At 58.4% G+C, this 20,434-nt stretch carries 17 protein-coding genes; 6 read left to right on the plus strand and 11 right to left on the minus strand.

Annotation, left to right across the window (positions count from 1 at the left end):
* Positions 1 to 41 precede the first annotated feature (41 nt).
* A complete protein-coding gene (locus M5B44_RS07870; protein ID WP_248738750.1) occupies positions 42 to 407 on the plus strand; it encodes a DUF6124 family protein in 366 nt (121 codons plus the stop codon).
* Between the two features lie 89 nt (positions 408 to 496).
* Positions 497 to 856: a DUF6124 family protein gene (locus M5B44_RS07875; RefSeq protein WP_248738751.1), complete on the plus strand. Its 360-nt coding sequence runs from the start codon at positions 497 to 499 to the stop codon at positions 854 to 856.
* A 524-nt stretch (positions 857 to 1,380) separates the two neighbouring features.
* On the opposite strand, the gene M5B44_RS07880 is transcribed toward M5B44_RS07875, so the two are convergent.
* The 3 genes from M5B44_RS07880 to inhA all read right to left on the minus strand — a co-directional run bounded on the left by M5B44_RS07880 (position 1,381) and on the right by inhA (position 4,762).
* Positions 1,381 to 2,946 (minus strand): methyl-accepting chemotaxis protein, encoded by a 1,566-nt coding sequence (locus M5B44_RS07880; protein ID WP_085711948.1) that lies wholly within the window; start codon positions 2,944 to 2,946, stop codon positions 1,381 to 1,383.
* 102 nt (positions 2,947 to 3,048) lie between these two features.
* Complete coding sequence (locus tag M5B44_RS07885) at positions 3,049 to 3,840, minus strand: CPBP family intramembrane glutamic endopeptidase (protein ID WP_248738752.1); 792 nt, start codon at positions 3,838 to 3,840, stop codon at positions 3,049 to 3,051.
* Between the two features lie 235 nt (positions 3,841 to 4,075).
* A complete protein-coding gene (gene inhA, locus M5B44_RS07890) occupies positions 4,076 to 4,762 on the minus strand; it encodes an isonitrile hydratase (RefSeq protein WP_248738753.1) in 687 nt (228 codons plus the stop codon).
* An 89-nt stretch (positions 4,763 to 4,851) separates the two neighbouring features.
* On the opposite strand from inhA, the gene M5B44_RS07895 reads away from it, so the two are divergent.
* Positions 4,852 to 5,835 carry a GlxA family transcriptional regulator gene (locus M5B44_RS07895; protein ID WP_248738754.1) on the plus strand — a complete coding sequence of 328 codons (984 nt, stop codon included), beginning with the start codon at positions 4,852 to 4,854 and terminating at the stop codon, positions 5,833 to 5,835.
* 12 nt (positions 5,836 to 5,847) lie between these two features.
* On the opposite strand, the gene M5B44_RS07900 is transcribed toward M5B44_RS07895, so the two are convergent.
* From M5B44_RS07900 to M5B44_RS07935, 8 genes are all read right to left on the minus strand, one after another.
* Positions 5,848 to 6,489 carry an SLATT domain-containing protein gene (locus M5B44_RS07900; RefSeq protein ID WP_248738755.1) on the minus strand — a complete coding sequence of 214 codons (642 nt, stop codon included), beginning with the start codon at positions 6,487 to 6,489 and terminating at the stop codon, positions 5,848 to 5,850.
* A 73-nt stretch (positions 6,490 to 6,562) separates the two neighbouring features.
* Complete coding sequence (rdrB, locus tag M5B44_RS07905; RefSeq protein WP_248738756.1) at positions 6,563 to 9,208, minus strand: antiviral RADAR system adenosine deaminase RdrB; 2,646 nt, start codon at positions 9,206 to 9,208, stop codon at positions 6,563 to 6,565.
* Positions 9,208 to 12,168: an antiviral RADAR system adenosine triphosphatase RdrA gene (gene rdrA / locus M5B44_RS07910; RefSeq protein ID WP_248738757.1), complete on the minus strand. Its 2,961-nt coding sequence runs from the start codon at positions 12,166 to 12,168 to the stop codon at positions 9,208 to 9,210. Before rdrA ends, rdrB begins: the two co-directional genes overlap by 1 nt.
* Before the next feature lie 147 nt (positions 12,169 to 12,315).
* Complete coding sequence (locus M5B44_RS07915) at positions 12,316 to 13,209, minus strand: alpha/beta fold hydrolase (protein WP_248738758.1); 894 nt, start codon at positions 13,207 to 13,209, stop codon at positions 12,316 to 12,318.
* Between the two features lie 12 nt (positions 13,210 to 13,221).
* Positions 13,222 to 13,854, minus strand: coding sequence for a BRCT domain-containing protein (locus M5B44_RS07920; protein ID WP_248738759.1), 633 nt, complete (start codon positions 13,852 to 13,854; stop codon positions 13,222 to 13,224).
* Between the two features lie 11 nt (positions 13,855 to 13,865).
* Positions 13,866 to 14,255, minus strand: coding sequence for a hypothetical protein (locus M5B44_RS07925; protein WP_248738760.1), 390 nt, complete (start codon positions 14,253 to 14,255; stop codon positions 13,866 to 13,868).
* Between the two features lie 308 nt (positions 14,256 to 14,563).
* Complete coding sequence (locus M5B44_RS07930; protein WP_248738761.1) at positions 14,564 to 16,390, minus strand: glycoside hydrolase family 15 protein; 1,827 nt, start codon at positions 16,388 to 16,390, stop codon at positions 14,564 to 14,566.
* On the minus strand, positions 16,383 to 17,183 hold the full coding sequence (locus M5B44_RS07935; RefSeq protein ID WP_248738762.1) for an SDR family oxidoreductase: 801 nt from the start codon (positions 17,181 to 17,183) through the stop codon (positions 16,383 to 16,385). The genes M5B44_RS07930 and M5B44_RS07935 overlap by 8 nt, the downstream gene beginning before the upstream one ends.
* 208 nt (positions 17,184 to 17,391) lie before the next feature.
* Between M5B44_RS07935 and M5B44_RS07940 the strand changes: the two genes are divergently transcribed.
* The 3 genes from M5B44_RS07940 (at position 17,392) to M5B44_RS07950 (ending at position 20,400) form a co-directional block, all read left to right on the plus strand.
* The gene (locus M5B44_RS07940; RefSeq protein ID WP_114882068.1) at positions 17,392 to 18,564 is read left to right on the plus strand and encodes an MFS transporter; all 1,173 of its coding nucleotides are present in this window, start codon (positions 17,392 to 17,394) and stop codon (positions 18,562 to 18,564) included.
* 72 nt (positions 18,565 to 18,636) lie between these two features.
* Positions 18,637 to 19,377 (plus strand): thioesterase II family protein, encoded by a 741-nt coding sequence (locus M5B44_RS07945; RefSeq protein ID WP_085711957.1) that lies wholly within the window; start codon positions 18,637 to 18,639, stop codon positions 19,375 to 19,377.
* A gap of 39 nt (positions 19,378 to 19,416) precedes the next feature.
* Positions 19,417 to 20,400 (plus strand): TauD/TfdA family dioxygenase, encoded by a 984-nt coding sequence (locus M5B44_RS07950; RefSeq protein WP_248738763.1) that lies wholly within the window; start codon positions 19,417 to 19,419, stop codon positions 20,398 to 20,400.
* Positions 20,401 to 20,434: the final 34 nt, after the last annotated feature.

Consider the following 20,434-nt stretch of genomic DNA (forward strand, 5'->3'; position numbering starts at 1 on the left):
AAAGTGACGGCTCTTCAATTCCTTCAAGATAGAGAGTCCGTATGTTCAAAATCACGCCAAACCCACCAGAAACCGATTCAATCCCCTACGACGCAGCACTCGAAGCCGAAAACATAAAAACGGCCACCGAGCGGGCGATCAATCATTACCTCGATCCCGGGGCGCAGAAGACGTCCAAGCCGTCGCGCAAGCCGGGCAGGATCTATCTGGTCAATCCAACGGTGGATGACGAAACGCTGCTGGTCGAAGCGTGCGAAACGCTGTCGTCGGCCAGCGACATGGCCCGGGATCTCGGCAACACCGTCGATCCGTCGCAGCGCAAGGCGATGCAGATACTGCAGCAGGTCATCATGCTGAGTGAGCTGCTGGTCAATCGTGTGCTGGATAACCATCACGTCTCGCGGTAGTTGCCGCCTCGGTGAGGGGGCTTGTCCCCTCACTGTTTGGCAGCCGTCTACACAAATCCTCAAGCGACTCTTATCCGGAGTTTTAGCTGATGTCCACGACCGTCATTCCACCGTTAGAAGATCCGGTGTCCCCCTACGAATTTCCCGATTCAAGAAAGCTCCACGACGCGGCCGAACGCGCCCTCGACTATTACTTGACCCCCGCAACCAAGATCATGGCCACGCCCTACACCCCAAACGACATGTTCATGGTCAACCCGCAAATTGACACGGAGTCCTTGCTGGCCAACGCCTGCGAATCCCTCGCGTCAGCCACGGTCATGCTCGGTGACTTTGCCGGCCTGCTGGAAGGGCCGAACCGCAAGACCCTGTTGGGCATTGCGCAAGTCGTGATGTTGGGTGAATTGGCGGTGAATCAGGCGCTCGATAACCTCGTGCCGAAGGAGTAAACGGCACAAAAAACCGGAAGCGTTTGGCTTCCGGTTTTTTCATCGATATCAAAAGGTCACAGCCTGCCAGTGATCACAAATTTATCGAACGCTTTCTGCCCATCACGTGCCGCTCGCCGCACATCAAGGAATGTCTGTTCACCCCGGACTTCCTTTCTCACAGGTTTGTCCGTCGTGCCCATCGGATTCTGCGTAGTTGATGTATTCATGCTGGCTAGCCCGTGTGAATAGATTTGAACCACAAAGTAGAGCGGGGCTTCATCGCGTGCCAGTCAGTTGGGTCCGATTCAGTTGTAGGCACTGTCCGCGCTTTTCGAATGAGATTTTCGCCAGCAGGCTGGGCCTCTTCGCGGGCAAGCCCGCTCCCACAATGATGGTGGTGTTGCGAGATCTTGTGGCCAAAGCGAAACCCTGTGGGAGTGGGCTTGCCCACGAAGAGGGCGGTGCTGACCACATTCATGTCAGACAGGCATTAAAAAACCCGGAAGCTCTCGCTATCCGGGTTTTTCGTATCAACCATCCAATCAGCGGTTAAACCGCTCCACCAACGAATACTGCGTGTTGGCAGTCTTGGTCAGCTCTTCACTCAGCAACGCCGAGTTATGCGCCTGTTCCGAGGTCTGGTCCGCCAGTTCCGAGATGTTGCTGATGTTGCGGCTGATTTCTTCAGCCACGGCACTTTGCTCTTCGGTCGCGGCGGCGATCTGGGTGGTCATGTCGGTGATGTTGGCCACCGCTTCGCTGATGCCGACCAGGGCCTGGTCTGCTTCCAGTACCCGCGCCACACCTTCTTCCGCCTGGCGATGGCCGGCTTCCATGGTTTGTACGGCGCTGGATGCGGTCTGTTGCAGCTTGGCGATCAGGGCGTGGATCTGGCCGGTGGATTCGCTGGTGCGTTGCGCCAGTTGGCGGACTTCGTCGGCGACCACGGCAAAACCACGGCCCATCTCGCCGGCCCGCGCTGCTTCAATCGCAGCGTTGAGCGCGAGCAGGTTGGTCTGGTCGGCGATGCCTTTGATCACGTCGACTACGCCGCCGATTTCATCGCTGTCCTTGGCCAGTTGGGTCACGGTCAGGCCGGTTTCACCGACGACGACCGACAGACGCTGGATGGCTTCGCGGGTTTCGCCCGCGATGTCGCGGCCGCGACCGGTCAGGCGGTTGGCTTCCTGGGTGGCGTCGGCGGTGCGTTGGACGTGGCTCGCCACTTCCTGGGTGGTGGCGGCCATCTGGTTGACGGCGGTGGCGACCTGTTCGGTTTCCACGCGCTGACGTTCCAGACCGCTGGAGCTGTTGTGCGCCAGGGCGTCGGACTGTTTGGCCTGATCGGTCAGGTGCTCGGCGGTGTCCTGCAGACGGGTCAGGCAGGTTTTCAGGCGGGCTTCCTGGCTGAGGATCGACATCTCCAGACGCGCCTGGGCGCCACGGCTGTCGGTGTACATCTGCGCGATCAGCGGGTCGGACGTGGTCTGCTCGGCCAGACGCAGCAGGCGCTTGAGCCCACGTTGTTGCCATTGCAGGCCCAACAGACCCAGCGGCACCGACAGACCGGCGGCGAGGGCGAAGCCCCACTGCGAGTTCAGGGTGGCGCCGATCATGAAGCTCAACTGGCTGACCAGAATGAACGGCAGCCAGTCCTGCACGATCGGCAGCCATTTGTCGCTCGAAGGAATCGCCGACTTGCCCTGGTTGATGCGTTGGTAGAGCGCTTCGGCACGGCGGATCTGTTCGGCGGACGGTTTGACCCGCACCGACTCGTAACCGACCACCTGACTGCCATCGAACACCGGCGTTACATAGGCGTTCACCCAGTAATGATCACCGGTCTTGCAGCGATTCTTGACAATGCCCATCCATGGCAAGCCTTGTTTCAGTGTGCCCCACATGTGCGAAAACACCGCAGCCGGGACGTCGGGGTGACGAACCAGGTTGTGCGGCGCACGGATCAGTTCCTCACGCGAAAACCCGCTGATTTCGACGAAAGCGTCGTTGCAGTAGGTGATCACGCCTTTGGCGTCGGTTGTGGAAATCAACCGTTGCTGAGCCGGGAAAGTCCGTTCGCGTTGTGTAATGGGCTGGTTATTACGCATGGTTTTTCAATCCGCAAGGCTTTGAAAGGTTGTCGGCGGGGTCGGCGATTTGTTGAAGTTTTTTTTCATTTATAAGTACGGCGTCGCAAAACGGGGCTTGCCTCAGCCCGCAAGCATCGGATAGGTGAACAGGCCGAAATGCAGCAGGTTCAGGCCAAAGTGCGTGGCGATCGCGGCAGCAAGCCCGCCAAACCGGTAGGCCAGACCATAGCCGAGCCCCGCCAGACCCGCCAGCAACACCCATTGCCAGCCGGCGCCCACATGCACCAGACCAAACAGCAGGGATGCGAGCAACAGCGCGAGGTTGTCGCCGTAGGGCAGGTGTTTGAATTGCCGGCTCAAGCCGCCCTGTATATAGCCGCGAAACAGCGCTTCTTCGACCAGCGTCACCAGCAGCAGGTTGTTCAGCACCCACAGCCACGCCTGATCCGGCCATTTCGGCGCCCAGGTGATCATGCCCAGCAACACCGCGCCGCCCAGCGCCAGAATCACGCTCAACGTCAGTGCCAGTGCGGTGGCGTAAACGGTCAGGCGCAACGACCGCCGCGCGACGATCCACGGGCAGACCAGCAACAGCCAGAAGCCAATCAGCGGTTTGTCCAGATTCACGAACATCGAGAACGGCACGGCGTTGTCGGTGAAGCGCTGCGCCGGGATGGCCCGGCCGTTATAGAAGCCCGGTAGCCAGTGCAGGGCCAGCGCCACGGCCAGCACGATAAACAGGCCATGACCGAGAAAACGCCCAACCGGCACGGTTTGCTGGCGCACGGCGTAACCGGCGAAAACCAGCAGTGCAATGGAGATCAGCGCCAGCCAGCCGAGCTGGCCGAAACTCAGCGCCAATCCGTAACCAAGGCTGAGAAGCCCGAGATAGAGCCATGGCAAAGCTGTCATGGAAAGTCCTTGTGCACGATTTGTGGACAGGCTTTCTACACGGGTGGGGGCGAGGGGACAAGTGAAGGTGTAGGGGAAGTCAGGGACAGCGCCAATCCGTGGTGAAGGAGGGCAAGTAACCCCTGTGGGAGCGAGCCTGCTCGCGATGGCGGTGGGTCAGTTGCACAAAAATTAACTGACACGCCTTCATCGCGAGCAAGCTCGCTCCCACGGGGCTTTGTGTTTGGCTGAAATGTCAGCGCAGGTTCAGCTTCGCCGCCGCGCGTTCGGTTATTTCAGTGCGCAGCCTCAACGACGGCGCTGCACGCTTGCGGGCTTCTTCAACAACCGCACTCGGTGCCGTCTCCGGGCTACCCGAATCAAACGGCGGCGCCGGCGCATATTCCAGCTGCAACTGCACCAGTTGCGCCGTATCGACACCGACCAGTTCCTGCGCCAGCGTCAGCGCAAAATCGATCCCCGCCGTAATGCCGCCCCCAGTAAACAGATTGCCGTCACGCACCACCCGATCCTTCACCGGGATCGCACCCAGTGTCGGCAGCAGATCGTGATACGCCCAGTGCGTGGTCGCCCGTTTGCCCTGCAACAGACCTGCCGCGCCGAGCACCAGCGAACCGGTGCACACCGACGTCACGTACCGCGCCTGCGCCGCTTGCGACCTGATGAACGCCAGCGTTTGCTCATCTTCCATCAACGGCCCGACCCCGGCGCCCCCAGGAACGCAGATCACGTCCAGATCCGGGCAGTCCTCGAAGGTGGTGGTCGGTTTCAGCAGCAGCCCGGTGCTGGACGTCACCGGCACCAGATCCTTCCAGACCAGATGCACCTGCACGTCCGGCAACGAGGCCAGCACGTCATACGGGCCGGTCAGGTCGAGTTGCTGCACCTGGGGAAACAACAGAAAACCGATCTGCAACGCCATGATTCATCTCCGTGAAAAGGGGGTAGACGGCTTCACTGTAGGCGCGTAGGTTTTGGCGCATACGCCAATCAACCCTCGAATTACGCCAAATGCCGAAAACCATCCACGTACTCGCGTTCGCCAATGTGCAATTGCTTGATGTCACCGGGCCGTTGCAGGTCTTCGCCTCGGCCAACGACATCGCCCGCCAGCAGGGTTTGCCTGCGCCGTACGCGCCAACGGTCATTTCCAGCGGCGGCGGGGCGGTGAACTCTTCCGCCGGGTTGGCGATGCTGACCGAACCGCTGCCGGAACAGGCCAGCGATACCCTGATCATCGCCGGAGGCTGGGGCGTGTATGCGGCTTCCGAAGATGTCGAGTTGGTGAGTTGGGTGCGTGAATACGCCAACGGATGCCGGCGCGTGGCCTCGGTCTGCACCGGCGCATTTCTGTTGGCCGCCAGCGGCTGGCTTGACGGTCGCCGGGTCGTCACCCACTGGACCCGCTGCGAGCAACTGGCACAGCAACACCCGCGCTTGCAGGTCGAGCCCAATCCGATCTTCATCAATGACGGCCCGGTCTGGACCTCGGCGGGCGTCACCGCCGGCATCGACCTGGCACTGGCCATGGTCGAAGACGACCTCGGTCGCGACATGGCCCTGGACGTCGCCCGGCAACTGGTGGTGTTCCTCAAGCGCCCGGGCGGGCAGTCGCAATTCAGCGTGACGCTGTCACTGCAAAAACAGGGCAACCGCTTCGACGACCTGCACGCCTGGATTGCCGAACACCTGACTTGCGATCTGGGCATCCCGACCCTCGCCGAACAGGCCGGAATGAGCGAACGCAGCTTCGTGCGCCACTACCGCGCCGACACTGGCCAGACCCCGGCCCGCGCCATCGAACTGATCCGCGTCGAAACCGCCCGCCGCTTGCTGAGCGATACCGGATTGCCGATCAAACGGGTCGCGGCCAATTGTGGGTTTGGCAGCGAAGAGACGTTGCGTCGCAGTTTCCTGCGGGCCATGGGTGTGACGCCGCAGGCGTATCGGGAGCGGTTTTCGGTCAGTACGGCGCCAGACTCGGCAACGGTGTAGATCCGCTGACGATCAGCCTGCGGCGTTTTGGGTGTCTGGCTTGGTCGGGGAACCTTTGCCAATGAGGCTCTTGAGTTCCTGCATGTCTTCGACGACCGCGATTCCCCAGACGGCGGTCTCTGCCATCACAATGTCGTGCGCCTTGTCGATGAAGGCCTGCAGACGTTCTCCTGCTTCCTTCAACTGATCGGGCCCCAGTGGGTCCTGAGGGTTTTGGGCCAGCCACAAGGCCCACTGCACCTGGAAGTTGGTCATCAGGTGCCTCAGTTCCAGCCGGGCAATCACATAGCGGATATGCCCTCGGGTGTAGCCGAAGGTTTTGTCGACCAGCATGGCCGCACCCGCAATGGCGAGCGCGGGATAACCCAGGTTCACATAGTCTTTGAAGACGGCGTCGACACTGCCCAGGAGCGGGGCGAGCACCCCCAGGGTGCCGAACAGGAGCGCAGTCTTGCGCATCAGGTTTGCGCGCGAACTGTGCTTCTTTCTCGCTGTGTCGTAGTAGTCGACGCTGGCGTGGATCAAGGCATTCATTTCCGCGACGATGCGCTTGAGGGAGCCCTTGTCTTGGTTCCCTCCGTTGATCAATTGCAGTGCGTCAAGAAACGCCTTGAGTTGATCCGGCTTGGGCAGGGGTTTTTGGCGTAAGAACATTCGGATTCCTTTTCATCCCGGTCAATGGGGTGGTCAGCTGTTTTCAGTGTGCTTGCGGGGGCGAAGGTCCAACTCATCCCCACAGCGACTCATGCTTCTGGTGGAACTGCTCCAGACCGAAAAGGCGGATGCGCTCCAGCCACTCCTCGGCCTGGGTCCTCGACACCTCATGTGTCTGGGCCGCCTCCCGCAGGAGCGCAAACTCAGTGCGCAACGTGGTGGGCATGATGCCCGGGTCGTCGGTGTTGACGCAGAACTTGATGGGGCCGCGGCGCAATCCGAACAGATTGTTTTTCGCGCCTTTGGCCAGGGTGCCTTCATCGGGCGGATACCATCGGAAAACGGGATGCTCGCTGTGACATTTCAGGCGTGCGATGTACACGTTGGAGGTCGGGTTGGCTTCAATGACCAGCCCCAGGCGGTCATAGCGGTCGAGCAGCCAGTCTTGTAGTGCATGCATGAACAGAACTTCGTTGGAGGTCTCTGTGACGGTAATCAGGTTCAAATCCCCTTCTGTTCGATAGTGACTGTCGGATTCATGACCCGACTGGCGAATTCGAACCTTGCAAGGCACTTGTTGTTCTTGATCTACGGGTGGCCAGAGAGCGTCGTTCAAACCATTGCGGCGGTACGAAAGTGCTCGCCAACGCTGCATATACAGCTTGACGGGGTGGGTAAGGTCTTTTTCGGAATGTTGCTCGAACTCTTGTCGGTCAGGCACTGCAATATTGAATTTGGCGTCTTCAAAAGGAGCAATTTTGTTGCGGGTTACATAGTGATAGCAGTTGCGCCGCATCCGCCATGCGTCAAAAAGCGCTTCTATTGTCGGGTGGGGTAGTTCTTTACCTCGCCAAGAAAGGTAGGGGATGAGTCGACGCAATGTGCGTTCAAGTTTTGGAACAATCTGCGCGGCCAAGTCCAGGTGGGGACTCATTTCGCAAGCGTGATGCCAGGCCCAGACCAGATTGTCGACATGCTCATCAAGCGGTAGAACGGCTTCACCATGTCGATCCAGCCACATTTTGGGTTCTATACCAAGCGCCAGGGCATGTCCGAGCCTGTCACCCGAACGCATTTCACAAAATTCGACGGTTTCATCGATGTGGCGCATCCCCGAAAGTGGATGGGCATAATCTTCGCCAGCGTGAATGCTCAGATGCATTCCCGATGCGGGAGCCGCCAGAAAAGGTTTGGATTGCAGGCCTTGGCGCAACCATCTGATCGCGGGGGCAAAGACTTCGGTCTTCACCGCATTTTCATCTCCCGCCACATCCAGACCTCGTATCCAGCGGGCTGGTTGTAGCCGTCCGGGCCACAGCGACGACGTATTGATCAGCTCTTCACGTTCCCAAGAAGCATTGCTGGCGAGTTTACTTTGCAGCTTGTTGGCTTCCTGCCAGACGTTTGAAGGATTGTCTCGACTGAGTTCATCGCGAATGAGGTGAATGCAGAAGTGCCAGCGTTCAAACGCATTGCGCATTGCCAGTTGTTTTGCCAAGGGTACTTGCCGGAGTTTTGGTGCCGACTCAAGGCCAATGGCGGTGCCCAGATGGCCCAGCCACTGAACGACCGCCTGGGGCGAAAACTGGTGATGGACAACCTTGATCTCCGCTACATCGCTCTCACCGTGAAAGATACGCCGCGCAGCATCGGTGTACTGCTGATTCCAGCCTAAATTGCGGCGCGCCTGATTGTTGTAGACATCTACAAAACGGGTGAGCCCCTGGCCATCCATCAGCAGTTGTCGGCGCATGTGAGTCAGCGAATTGAGCAGATAAAACAAGGCCATGCGAAGTTCGCTGGTGCAGGCGGGATCCTGATAGCGGGTCCAGCACCAGATCACAAACCACAACCATGCCTTGCCGGTATCGCCCTTGACCAACGCTCGGGCAATTTTCTGCCGTTGCCAATGCGGATGCAGAACATCTGCAGGCTCCATCTGTTTTTCAGCCAGCCATTTCCAGTTGATGCTGATGGGCGGTTCGATTTTCCAGCGGCTGCCGAGACTCTTGGTGCAGATTTCCCGAACCTGTTTTGAATGAAGTGGCTCAGTGCCAACTTCCATCAACAGTCTTTGTGTCAGCCGTTGCAGGGAGGGAAGTACCTTGAGGGCGGGTTCATTCGCCAGCTCTTTCAACGGCGCGGTCAAGCCCGACATCAACACCAGGCCGTCATAATGGACTCCACCCAAGTGCACATGGTTTTCCGCAAACGCTTTGCCTGTCTGCGCACGTGGGCTGAAAAACGGCTGTTGAGCCTCCACGATCCTCGACAGGTCATTGCATCCAAGCCTCGGTTGTTGTCGTAGGCGCTTGGCAATCCGCCAACCGGCCAGCAATGCAGGGTCAAGGCGCGCCGCGCATCGCACATATGCCTGCACACGATCGTCGCGGTACTGAATGACATCACCGTTTTCCAGAAACAGTTGATCGAACAGGCCGTCGAGCATGTCCAACCGTCCCCCCTGCGATTCAAGGAAGATGTTGCGAGGCCACAGGGTCTCAATTGCCATATCCATGTCGTTGATACGAAACCGGCGAGGGTAATCGGCATCAAGATCGAGACGCAGATTACGCAGGCAGGCTGCGTGAAACGAGTCGTGCCGGGCCGGATCACTCAGGTCAGGTGCTGCCAGGAGCTGCGAGCGCAGGGTCTGCGCCAGGGAGGTACTGGAGAAGCATGTGGCGCTGGCGAGTTCGAATAGTGATTGGTCGAGCATCAAACGGGGCCGGACTGAGTAAGGGTGGCGTTTTTGCGTAACTGATATTGTTCATGCATATAACTTAGATGACGCTGCGGAGTGCCTGACTCGACGAATTTTTTTCCTCTTATTACGTCTAGAAATTCTTTTAAGACCATACCCTCGCATTGGGTATTAACCGTGGTTAGGAAGTCGAACATAGCGTCGGGGCTAAGGGCTTTTATGGTGCTGATCTTTAGAATCAGGCCTTTTTTTCTGGCAGTAGCATTTATGATTCGGTTAAGTTTTGTTGAAGCGGCGGTGTTTTTGCTTTTAATTGTGTTTTTTGTAGTGTTTTGGGGTGCAAGATTTTGGAAGGATTCCATTGCGGCTTCAATCATTGCTCCCGTTGCTCCCGTTGCTCCCGTTGCTCCCGTTGCTCCCGTTGCTCCCCTTGGTCCCGCTGCTCCCACTGCTGCCACTGGTCCCATAACGGCGGCCATACTAGGGTGTGATTTTTTTAATGACACCTTACGTTCGTTTCCGGGTTTATTTATGTCAGTGCTCTGTGGGTTTTTATTGTTTAGCAAATTTCTAAACATTATGCGGAGAGGGTGGGACTCCAGAGCAAAAGTGTATGAGCCGGTTTTGAAGTCGTGGTGCTGCCCTCGTTCATTGATTCTCTGCAGGAAAGGCAAGATATTTTGTCGATAATGGGGGTGCTGTTCGAAGTTGTTGCTAGAGCTTGACATGTTGACGTAGGCGATAATCCGAGGCAGGCCAAAGACTTCACCTTTTTCAAAGCTGCCGAACGCCGACCATACGGAGTTGAACATGCGCATGCCCGAGTCGATGATCTCAAACAATGAAGGGTTATTTGGTTTTTTGTTGGTGGAGAATATACTGATCTGGTTGAAGGCTTTGTTGAAGATGTTATGAATCAGCCAACTGTGCGGCACAAGGATATTATTCTTGTGGCGCCACTCGTTGATTTCATTCGCCAAGTTAACTATAGCTTCGGCTGTTTCCTGGTCACCCTTGAGTGCGTCTACCGTACTGGTTTCTTCCCTGGATTCATCTTCGGTAGCGTCGAAGTCTTCAGAGAGATTGATTGTGTTGGTATGAGCCAGCGCCGGTATCGAGTGGAAAGGCGGGCGGTTGAGGATCTCTGTGATTTCAAGCTCTGAAATATCCCGAACAAGGCTGGCAATAATCAGTTCGAAAATCCGCCCGTGAAATACCAGATTTGCACGCTGGTTGGGAGAGAAGAAACTCCAGTGTACAAGCAATTGCCTAGCCAGTTCTGCCTTGCCTTGCAAGTGCTCAGGTACATAGGGGCTTAGCGACCAGCTGGAAGAGGGCCTGGCGTGAATTCGCTGGCCCTTTTCAGGTACGGGAAAGGGAAGGATGGTCGATTCTGGAATTCGTTCTATCCAGGCTTGAGGAACAATTGGGGAAAATATTTCGGACCAGGTTTTTTTTAAGCCGGAGATGCTATCAAAGTATTCGTATTTTTTATTGTTCTGTTCCAGCGGTTGGAACATGTCGTGAGCCAATACGGATGTTTTCTTACCGTCGTTGTTTTCAGTATTCCATTTTTCATTGGTGAAAGCCGTGAAGTAAACGGCTCCGCCTTTGCGATGGTACTGGAAATAGTCAGAAATGACTTTCTGCCATTGTTGGATATAAGGAGGGAAATCATTTTTTAGTTTTTCGGGAATGTTCGCCGTTCTGACCCCCAATGCCCGGTATGCTCGTTCTTTACCCGTCCGGCCGTCTCTTCGGTGCGGTTCATTTTCGAAGGTGGCAGCTTTTTTTATATCTTCTTCGAATTCCTGCACGGCCAAGGCAATATCCAACGGCATGAACAATATACGTCTGAGCATGGAAGGATGGGTTTGAGGCGAATAAATGCCCATGTCCGGGCCGAGGTGGTCCTTGAGCGTTGGAATCAGGTGTTTGCAACCATTGATGAATTGGGTCATTTCCCGAACAGTCTGCAACGGGTTTTCAAGACGACTGTTTTCCTCGCCGTTGACACGCTCATTTAGTAATGCGTCAAGCCAATGTTGGAGCATGGCGAGTGGAAAGATCTTTGAGCCTTTATCGGTCAGGATGATTTTCTGATTTTGCAGATAGCTTGTCAGCGCCGGAAGTTTGATTCGTCTTGGCAGGGGCAATACTTTGCGCTGGTATTCTTCTGCAAGATCCTTGGCTCTGGTTTGAGCTTCTTTTTCAATAGCGGCTTTTTGGTGAGTGAGTCGTCCATGAAACTCGCGCCAGATAACTTCGTCATAGAGGCTGAGGTCACCACTGATCAGCGGTACTACAAAAGGTGATGTCAAGTACTTGCGAACAACCTCTATGTTTTCAAATGCCAATTGCAGCGAGGTGTCAACGTCATCAATCGGCAGAACTACCAACTTCTTTCGGGTCAATAGCAAAGTTTTTTTCAGCAGAAGGTGAACATTTTCTGCAAGAGACTGGTTGCCCATGAATGCCCGAAGTTTATCCAGGCCATATTGCTCTTTCTGCTTCTGGATACCTTCCAGTGCAGCACCCAGTTTATGCAGTTGCTCATAAAAGGCCTCTGCTTCCTTTTCATGGTTTAGCAGCGCGCTGCGAACAGTCTTGTCCCTCATCAGTGCGGCAACGATCACATTGAGCAGGAGGTCGTCACCGTTTTCCAGAAGTGTCGGATCCAACGGTTTGAGAATCAACAGATTATGGTCATCTTTGAGATAGGTAGTGAGGTTGACCAGAACCGAACTTTTCCCGGTGCCTCGCCCACCGTCAATCAGAATTGCCTCATGGCTTCGGTAGTCGTCTAGGTCGTCGGACTGGCTGTCGAGAGAGGGTGTTTTGCCGAGGCTGTGGTGAAGATGCTCGACGATCTTTTTGTAAACATCCTGCGCCAAGAGGTTTTTCGGAGTGGGCTGATGTGCCTGTTCGCCTTGGTCAATAGGCAGTTCAATTTCGATGCCAGGATTTTCACCCATGTAAACCAGTCCTTGTCATGCGCGTAGCGCTTCCCCCCGACTGAGGAGAGGCGGTAGATATGTTTGATGTGGATCCAATGAGAGTAGCTATATGCCACTACAATTGCCAGTCAAACTCTTTCGCAGCGATGATTGGGAGCGCTTGTTTTACAGAAGATCCAGCACTGCCTTGAGTGTTTGCTCAGGTGCTTCCTCGGGAATGTTATGCCCGGCACCCGCCAGCACCCGCCGCTCGTAAATCCCGGTGAAGTGATGAACATCTTCATCGTCCGCCTGCGCCGGGCCTACACCATCATCGGCACCGCAAAGCGAAATCGTCGGAACGCCGATCGCCGGTTGTTTCTCCAGCGCCTGCTCCATCCCCTCCAGCGCCGGATCGCCCGGCGCATACATGAAGCGATGGCGATAAGAGTGAATCACCACCTCGACGAAATCCGGGTTGTCGAACGCCGGTGCGCTCAGCGGAAAACGCTCGGCGTTCCGCGCCCAGGTCGGCGACCACAACTGCCACAGCAACTCGCACAGCGCCCGTCGATTCTGCGTCAGCCCTTCAACGCCACGGGGCGTGTGGAAGTAGTACTGATACCAGAAGCGATGCTCGGTCTCGGGATCCAGCGGCTGGATCGAATGCGGAATGTCTTGCAGGTTGTAGCCATCGCCCGTCACCAACCCCCGCACCCGCTCCGGGAACAACGCCGCCACAATGCACGCTGCCCGACCACCCCAGTCATAACCGCACAGCGTCGCTTGTTCGATACCCAGCGCATTCATCAGGTCCAGCAGATCCTGAGCCAGCGCCGCTTGCTGGCCGGAGCGCAGCGTGTCCGGGCTGTTGAAACGGGTCGGTCCGTAGCCGCGCAAGTACGGCACGATCACCCGGTAACCCTCGGCGGCGAGAGGCGGGGCGATTTCGTCGTAGGCGCGGGGGGAGTAGGGGAAGCCGTGGAGGAGGATGACCGGCGTGCCGTTTTCCGGGCCGTGATGCTCATAGGCGATGGTCAGACTTTCAGTCTTGCAAAACTGCATCACGGCTTGTTTCATCTCACTCTCCCGTTATCCGAATAACACCTTCTGCCAATGGTCTTCGCTGATGATGGCAATCGGTACGCCGCTGTCGCGAAGCTCAACGGCTTTCTTGATCTTGGTGCCATAGCTGCTGTGAAGCCATTGATCATTACCGATGCTGCCTACCACCAGATAATGAATCTTTTTGCTGACAGAGCCCCCGATCAGGCCACCTCGCTCGACAATCAGCGCCTCACAGTCCTTGCGGGGGCCGTAGGCCATGACACCGGTGAACAGAAAAACACGATCAGCACAGCTCAATGCGGGAGCAGGGTTGTCGAGCGGAAGAGAGGTTGAGGCAACGAAGGGCTGTTGTGCGCCGACTGAGAGTCCTGCGAATTGGTGAAGCATCTCCAGCAGTTCGGCTGACTCATCTGCATCTAGAACGCCGTCACTCAGCATGTCGGCGAGACGCTTGTAGAGGATGTTGACGACCGGATCACTCAGATGGATCAAGTGGGTTTCAATCCAGTTCTTGAGAAATTCTGCTTCCTGCTGATTGATCTTGCCGTCTGCGGCAAGCCCGGCAGCGATTCCAACCAGCGCGTCAGCAGAGCGACGGTCGATTCGGGCCTGATGAAAGAAACTGCTGTTTTGAAACTCTTGATGCAGATCGACCATTGCGCTTCTCCTTAAGCCTCGGCTTCCGCCACCTGATTGAAATACTTGCTGCGATCCGGGGTAAACGTCACCACCATTTTCGTTCGCGAGCAGGTCATGACCCGCTCGGAACCCAGATCAATATCCAAATCTTCCCCACGCAATCCCTGCCACTGAGCCAGATATTTCAGCGATCCGTACTTTTCATTCTTCTTCAGGCTGCGACTCACGCCACCTTTCCAACCCAGTACCGGCAGTTCATCGGCACAGCAGCGCTGGGCGAGGTCGGGGAAGCGGGCGGCACGCTGGCGGCCGATTTCCCAGCATTTGATCAGGCCCTTGTCGGCGGCGTCCCACAGTTCGTCGCGCTTCAGGCCGGTGCGCAGAGGGGTGTCGATCTGGCGGTGGATGCGTTGGCTCATTCTGGTTCCTTGAATCGGGTTTTTATTGGACAGCTCCGCTGTGCCCGTTGCGGTGGATGGTAGGGGGGGATGTAACAGCTGGCAACAAGGTATTTCGGGGTGTAAGTGCGAGTTGCAAGCCAAGCGTTAAACGGGGTTGGCAGGTTTTTGTAGGCCTTGCCATCAACCAGTTGTATCGAAAGGAATCGATTGTGTGGGCCAGCCCTGCAACGACAAGGCTCGGGAGTGTTTGCCGATCGTAGGTGGCTATCCTACAAGCGGCGATTGGGGTTGAGATCTTTCTTACAGGCTCTGGCGAATAAGGATGACTACGGCTGCCAGTAATTCTTCTCCCCACTCAACTTGCGATCCAGAAAACTCGCCGCACTGATCAGCGCCAGATGCGTCAATGCCTGAGGCGTATTGCCCAGATGCCGGCCACGGTTGTCGAATTCCTCCGCGTACAACCCCAGCGGATTGGCATAACGCAGCAGTTGCTCGAACTCCAGATGGGCCTTTTCCAGTTGCCCGGCCCTTGCCAGACATTCCACGTACCAGAACGAGCACGCGGCGAAGGCGCCCTCGGTGCCGGACAAGCCGTCGATCCCCGAATCGTCATTGCGATAGCGATAAACCATGCCGTCCCGCACCAGGTGTTTTTCGATGGCTTCCAGTGTCGCCAGCCATTTCGGATCCTTGGCGCTGACAAAACGCACCAGCGGCATCAACAGCATCGAGCCGTCCAGTGCGGTGCCGCCCTGGTATTGCACGAAATGCCCACGCTCTTCGTTCCAGAAGTTGTCCCAGATGTCGGCATGAATGGCCTGGCGGGTCTGGTCCCAGCGGGCGAACGGCGCCGGCAGCGAGCGTTTCGAGGCCAGGCGGATCGCCCGGTCCAGCGCCACCCAGCACATCAGCCGCGAGTGCAGAAAGTGATGTTGCTCACCGCGCATTTCCCAGATGCCTACATCCTTGGTCTGCCAGGTCTCACAGACCTGATCGACCACTTCCATCACATGTTTCCAGCCTTCGTGGGAAATCGCGTCGCCGTACTTGTTGACCAGGTAAACGGCATCCATCAGTTCGCCGAAGATATCCAGTTGAATCTGGTCGTAGGCGCCATTGCCGATGCGTACCGGTTTCGCGCCGCCATGCCCGGACAAGTGCGTGAGTTCGGTTTCTGGCAGTTCCAGGCGGCCGTCGATGGCATAGAGGATGTTGAGTTTCATCGGCTGGCCGCTGCAATCGCTGACCCGCCCGCGCAGCCAGCGCATGTAGCCGTTGGCTTCGTCGACAAAGCCCAGGCGCATGAAGGCGTAAACGGTGAACGAGGCGTCGCGGATCCAGGTGTAGCGGTAATCCCAATTGCGTTCGCCGCCGGGGGTTTCCGGCAGGCCGAAGGTGGCGGCGGCGAGGATTGCGCCGTGCTGGCGCGAGGTCAGCAACTTCAAGGCCAGGGCCGAGCGGTTGACCATTTCCCGCCAGCGCCCGCGATAGTTGGACTGGCCGATCCAGTCGCGCCAGAACTTCAGCGTGCGCTCGATGCACAGCTTGGCGGCTCCTTCGGCAAAACGCGGATCGTCGCTGGCGCCGAGCATGAACGCTGCCGTTTCATCCTGCTCGAGGGTGAATTGCCCGATTGCCGCATCGTTATCGACGCTCAAGGTTTGATCAGAAGCCAGCCGCAGTGTCGGCTGGCCACTGGCGCTGAACAGCACATCCTTCTTGTCGATTGCGGCGTGAGTCTCAGCACGGGCGTAGTCATGCCGAACGGCACAACGCAGATGAAACGTTGCCTGCCCGCTGACCACTCGAACCCGGCGGATCAAAACCGGTAACGCCTCATCGTTGTCGCCGATGGGCAGCAGATCGGTGATTTCCACCACGGCATGGTCGCTGAGCCAGCGGGTTTGCAGGACGTTGGTGTCCGGCAGGTAGATCTGCTCGCGGCGGGCGTCGGGCAGGTCTGGGGCCAACTGGAAAATCCCGGCATCGGGCGTGTCCAGCAGCGAACAGAAGATCGACGGGCTGTCGAACTCCGGCCAGCAGAAGAAATCCACGCTGCCCTTGTCATTGACCAGCGCCGCACTGCGCATGTCGCCAATGATGCCGTGGGCGTCGATGGGGCTTTGTCGTTCGGAAGGATGCTCAGCCATTGCCACGGAACTCCGGATAGAGGCTCATGCCGCCTTCGATGAACAGGGTGGTGCCGACGATGTAGTCGGAGGCATCGGAGGCGAGGAACACCACCGCGTTGGCCACGTCCTCGACATCGCCGATGCGCCCGTAAGGAATGAGTTTGAGCAAAGCCTGGCCGGCGTCGCCTTCGGTGGCGTCCTTATTGATCGCCGTGCGGATCGCCCCCGGCGCGATGCCGTTGATGCGGATGCGCTGGTGGCTGACTTCCTGGGCCAGGGTCTGCATCAATTGATCGACGCCGCCCTTGGACGCTGCGTAATTGACGTGCCCGGCCCACGGAATGCGCTGATGCACCGAGCTCATGTGGATGATCTTGCCGGCGGCCCGGGACACGCCTTCGCGAATACCCTGGCGATTGAAGATCCGCAGCGCGGCGCGGGCGCAGAGGAACTGGCCGGTGAGGTTGACGCCGATCACGGTGTTCCAGTCGGCCAGTGACATATCCACAGCCGCCGCGTCTTTTTGCAGACCGGAGTTGGCCACCAGAATGTCCAGCGTTCCGAAAGCGTCGAGGGCTTGCTGGAAAAGTCGCTCCACATCCTCTTCCTTCGAAACATCGGCGCCGATGGCGATGGCCTGACCACCGTCGGCGACGATCTCTCTGGCCAGCGCTTCGGCCGGCTCGGCCTGGCGGTTGTAGTTGATGACCACGGCGGCACCGGCCGCGGCCAGGGCTTTGGCGGCACCGTGGCCGATGCCGGAACTGGCGCCGGTGACAAGAGCCACTTGGCGGGCGAGGGAAATCTGCATGCAGGGTCGCGCCTTGGGTTGAGGGCTTACTTAGCTGACTGATGGCTGGCGACGAGAGTTCATCCGCAGACATGAAAAGATCGACAGCTTCGTGCCACAGCGATTGGCCCTGCACACCACAGGGACTTCACATTCCACCAACAATTCCTCGCTTTCCCGCCCTTCAGGCTTTGTGGCAAGTTGGCCGCCCCTGATGAGGCAACAACCGATGGCAAACCCTTACCGCGAACTGTTCAACGCCCCCGGCGCCCGGGCCTTTGTGATGGCCGGGATGATCGCGCGCATGCCGATTTCCATGACCGGCATCGGCGTGATCACCATGCTTTCGCAGTTGACCGGCGGCTATGCGCTGGCCGGTGGCGTGGCGGCGACCTTTGCCTTGGCCACGGCATTCTGTGCGCCGCAGGTGTCGCGGCTGGTGGACCGTTACGGTCAGGGGCGGATCTTGCCGGTGTCGGCGCTGATCGGTGGCGGGGCGTTGCTGATGTTGCTGCTGTGCACCCGTTTGCAGGCGCCGAACTGGACGCTGTTCGTCTGCGCCGCGCTGGCCGGTTGCATGCCGAGCATGTCGGCGATGGTGCGGGCGCGCTGGACGGAAATCTATCGCGGCCAGCCGCAATTGCAGACCGCGTATGCGCTGGAATCGGTGCTCGACGAAGTCTGCTTCATTGTCGGGCCACCGCTGTCGGTGGGGCTGTGCGTCGGCGTGTTTCCCGAGGCCGGGCCACTGGCAGCGCTGATAATGCTGGCCATCGGCGTGACAGCATTCGTCGCCCAGCGCGGCACCGAGCCGCCGGTGCATCCTCATGAATCCCATCATCAGGGCTCGATCATTCGTTCCACCGACGTGCAATGGCTGCTGCTGTTGATGGTCGCCATGGGCATGATCGTCGGCGTGGTCGATGTGGTCAGCGTCGCGTTCGCCCAGCAGCAGGGGCAACCGGCGGCGGCGAGCATCGTGTTGTCGGTGTATGCCATCGGTTCCTGCCTGGCGGGCATCGCGTTCGGGGCGATGCGCTCGAAGTTGCCGTTGCCGCGTCTGTTCCTTTATGGCGGTTTGGCGACCGCAGTGACCACGCTGCCGCTGTTGCTGGCGACCAACATTTTCGGGTTGGCCCTGGCGGTATTCATCGCCGGGCTGTTCTTCTCGCCGACCCTGATCGTGGCGATGGCATTGATCGAACGTATCGTGCCGCCGGCCAAACTCACCGAAGGCCTGACCTGGCTGGTGACCGGCCTGAGCATCGGCGTGGCCATCGGCGCTGCCGGTTCCGGCGCGTTGGTGGATGCGTTCGGTGCCCGCAGCGGGTTCTGGCTGGCGATAGTGGCCGGGGCGGTGGTGCTGGCGTCGGCGGTGCAGAGTTTCCGTCACTTGAAGTGATCGACGCAGCGGACTAATTCCCGTCGTACCTCATCCGTTCTCTTTTACAGATAACCCATTGAGGTAAACGCGGTGACAAAGCTGACACTGCTGTGCCTGCCCTATTCGGGCGCCAGCGCCATGGTCTACAGCCGCTGGCGGCGCCAACTGCCGTCGTGGATGCAACTGCAACCGGTGGAGTTGCCCGGGCGCGGCGCGCGCTACGACGAGCCCCTGCAAATCGACATGCGGGCGCTGGCCCGGCAACTGGCCCGTGAGCTCAAACCCACATTGCAAACGCCGTATGCGTTGTTCGGGCATAGCCTGGGCGCGCTGCTGGCGTGCGAGCTGGCCCATGCCTTTCGCGATCTTGGCGCGCCCGAAGCGGTGGCGCTGTTCGCGTCCGGTACGGCCGCCCCGAGCATGCGCAGCGATTACGACCGCGGTTTCGCCGAGGCGCGCAGTGACGAGGAATTGATCGACCAGTTGCGTACCTTTCAAGGCACCAGCGAGGAAGTGCTGGCCAACCAGGAACTGATGAGCCTGACGCTGCCGGTGCTGCGTGCCGATTTCATGATGTGCGGCCGCTTCACGCCTGTAGAACGGCCACTGCTCAATTGCCCGGTGCATGTGCTGGGCGGCAAGGAAGACCGGGCGACCACCGAACAATTGATCGGCTGGAGCAAAGAGACCCTTGGCAGCTTCTCGGTGGACATGATGACCGGTGGGCACTTCTTCATTCATGAACATGAAGCCCGGGTCATCCGCACGCTCAAGAGTCACCTGGAAGTCCATCACCGGCGCCATGCGCTGTCGGCGGCACCGGCGCTGTGAAGCGCGGTTCACCTATCGAGTGTTTTGAGGAGGCCAGTCATGGCTGTTGCTGAGGGATTTTCCGTCCGTCCGTTGTTGCCGCAACGCGGTCGCCTGCCGCTGCTGGTGGAGGCGAGCGATGCCGATACGGATTTGCTGGCGGTGTTCGATGAACTGAAAGAGCTGGTGGATGAGCATTTGCTGCGCGATGGCGGCCTGCTGTTTCGCGGGTTCCGTCTGGACGGTGCAGAACGCTTTCGCGAATTCGCGGCGAGCTTCGGCCATCCGCTGCTGAACTACGAGTTTGGCTCCACGCCACGCACCAACGTGACCCAGGGCGTGTACACCTCCACCGAATACCCGGCGCACCAGAGTATTCCGCTGCACAACGAGCAGGCCTATTCCCGGGACTGGCCGATGAAGATCTGGTTCTACAGCATGATCGCGGCCAGATCCGGCGGCGAAACGCCGATTGCCGACAGTCGCGAAGTGTATCGGCGGATTCCCCAGGCGATCCGCGAACGTTTCGTCAGCAAGGGCCTGATGTACGTGCGCAATTTCGGCAACGGGCTGGATGTGGCCTGGGAGGATGTGTTCAACACCGACGACCAGGCTGAAGTCGAAGCCTATTGCCAGGCCCACGGCATCATTTGCGAATGGAAGGACGACGGAGAACTGCGCACCCGCCAGACCTGTCAGGCCGTGGCGCAGCATCCGGTCACCGGGGACATGGTCTGGTTCAATCAGGCGCACCTGTTCCACATTTCCAACCTGCAACCGGAGGTGCGCGAGAGCCTGCTGGACATCGTCGATGAAGAGGACTTGCCGCGTAATGTCTACTACGGCGATGGCTCGCCCATTGAAGATGAGGTCCTGAGCCAGATCCGCGCGGTACTTGATGAATGCGCCATCAGTTTCCCGTGGCAGGAAGGTGATGTGCTGATGCTCGACAACATGTTGTCGGCCCATGCCCGCTCGCCGTTCGAAGGCCCGCGCAAGGTCATCGTCGCCATGGCCGAGGGGCATTCGCAGGACGCGCTCTGAACGGTCGCGCCGCTTGAGTGAAAGGGTGCCGAAG

It is taken from the genome of Pseudomonas sp. MWU12-2029 (assembly GCF_023242425.1).
In the GTDB taxonomy this organism is placed as follows: Bacteria; Pseudomonadota; Gammaproteobacteria; order Pseudomonadales; family Pseudomonadaceae; genus Aquipseudomonas; species Aquipseudomonas kribbensis.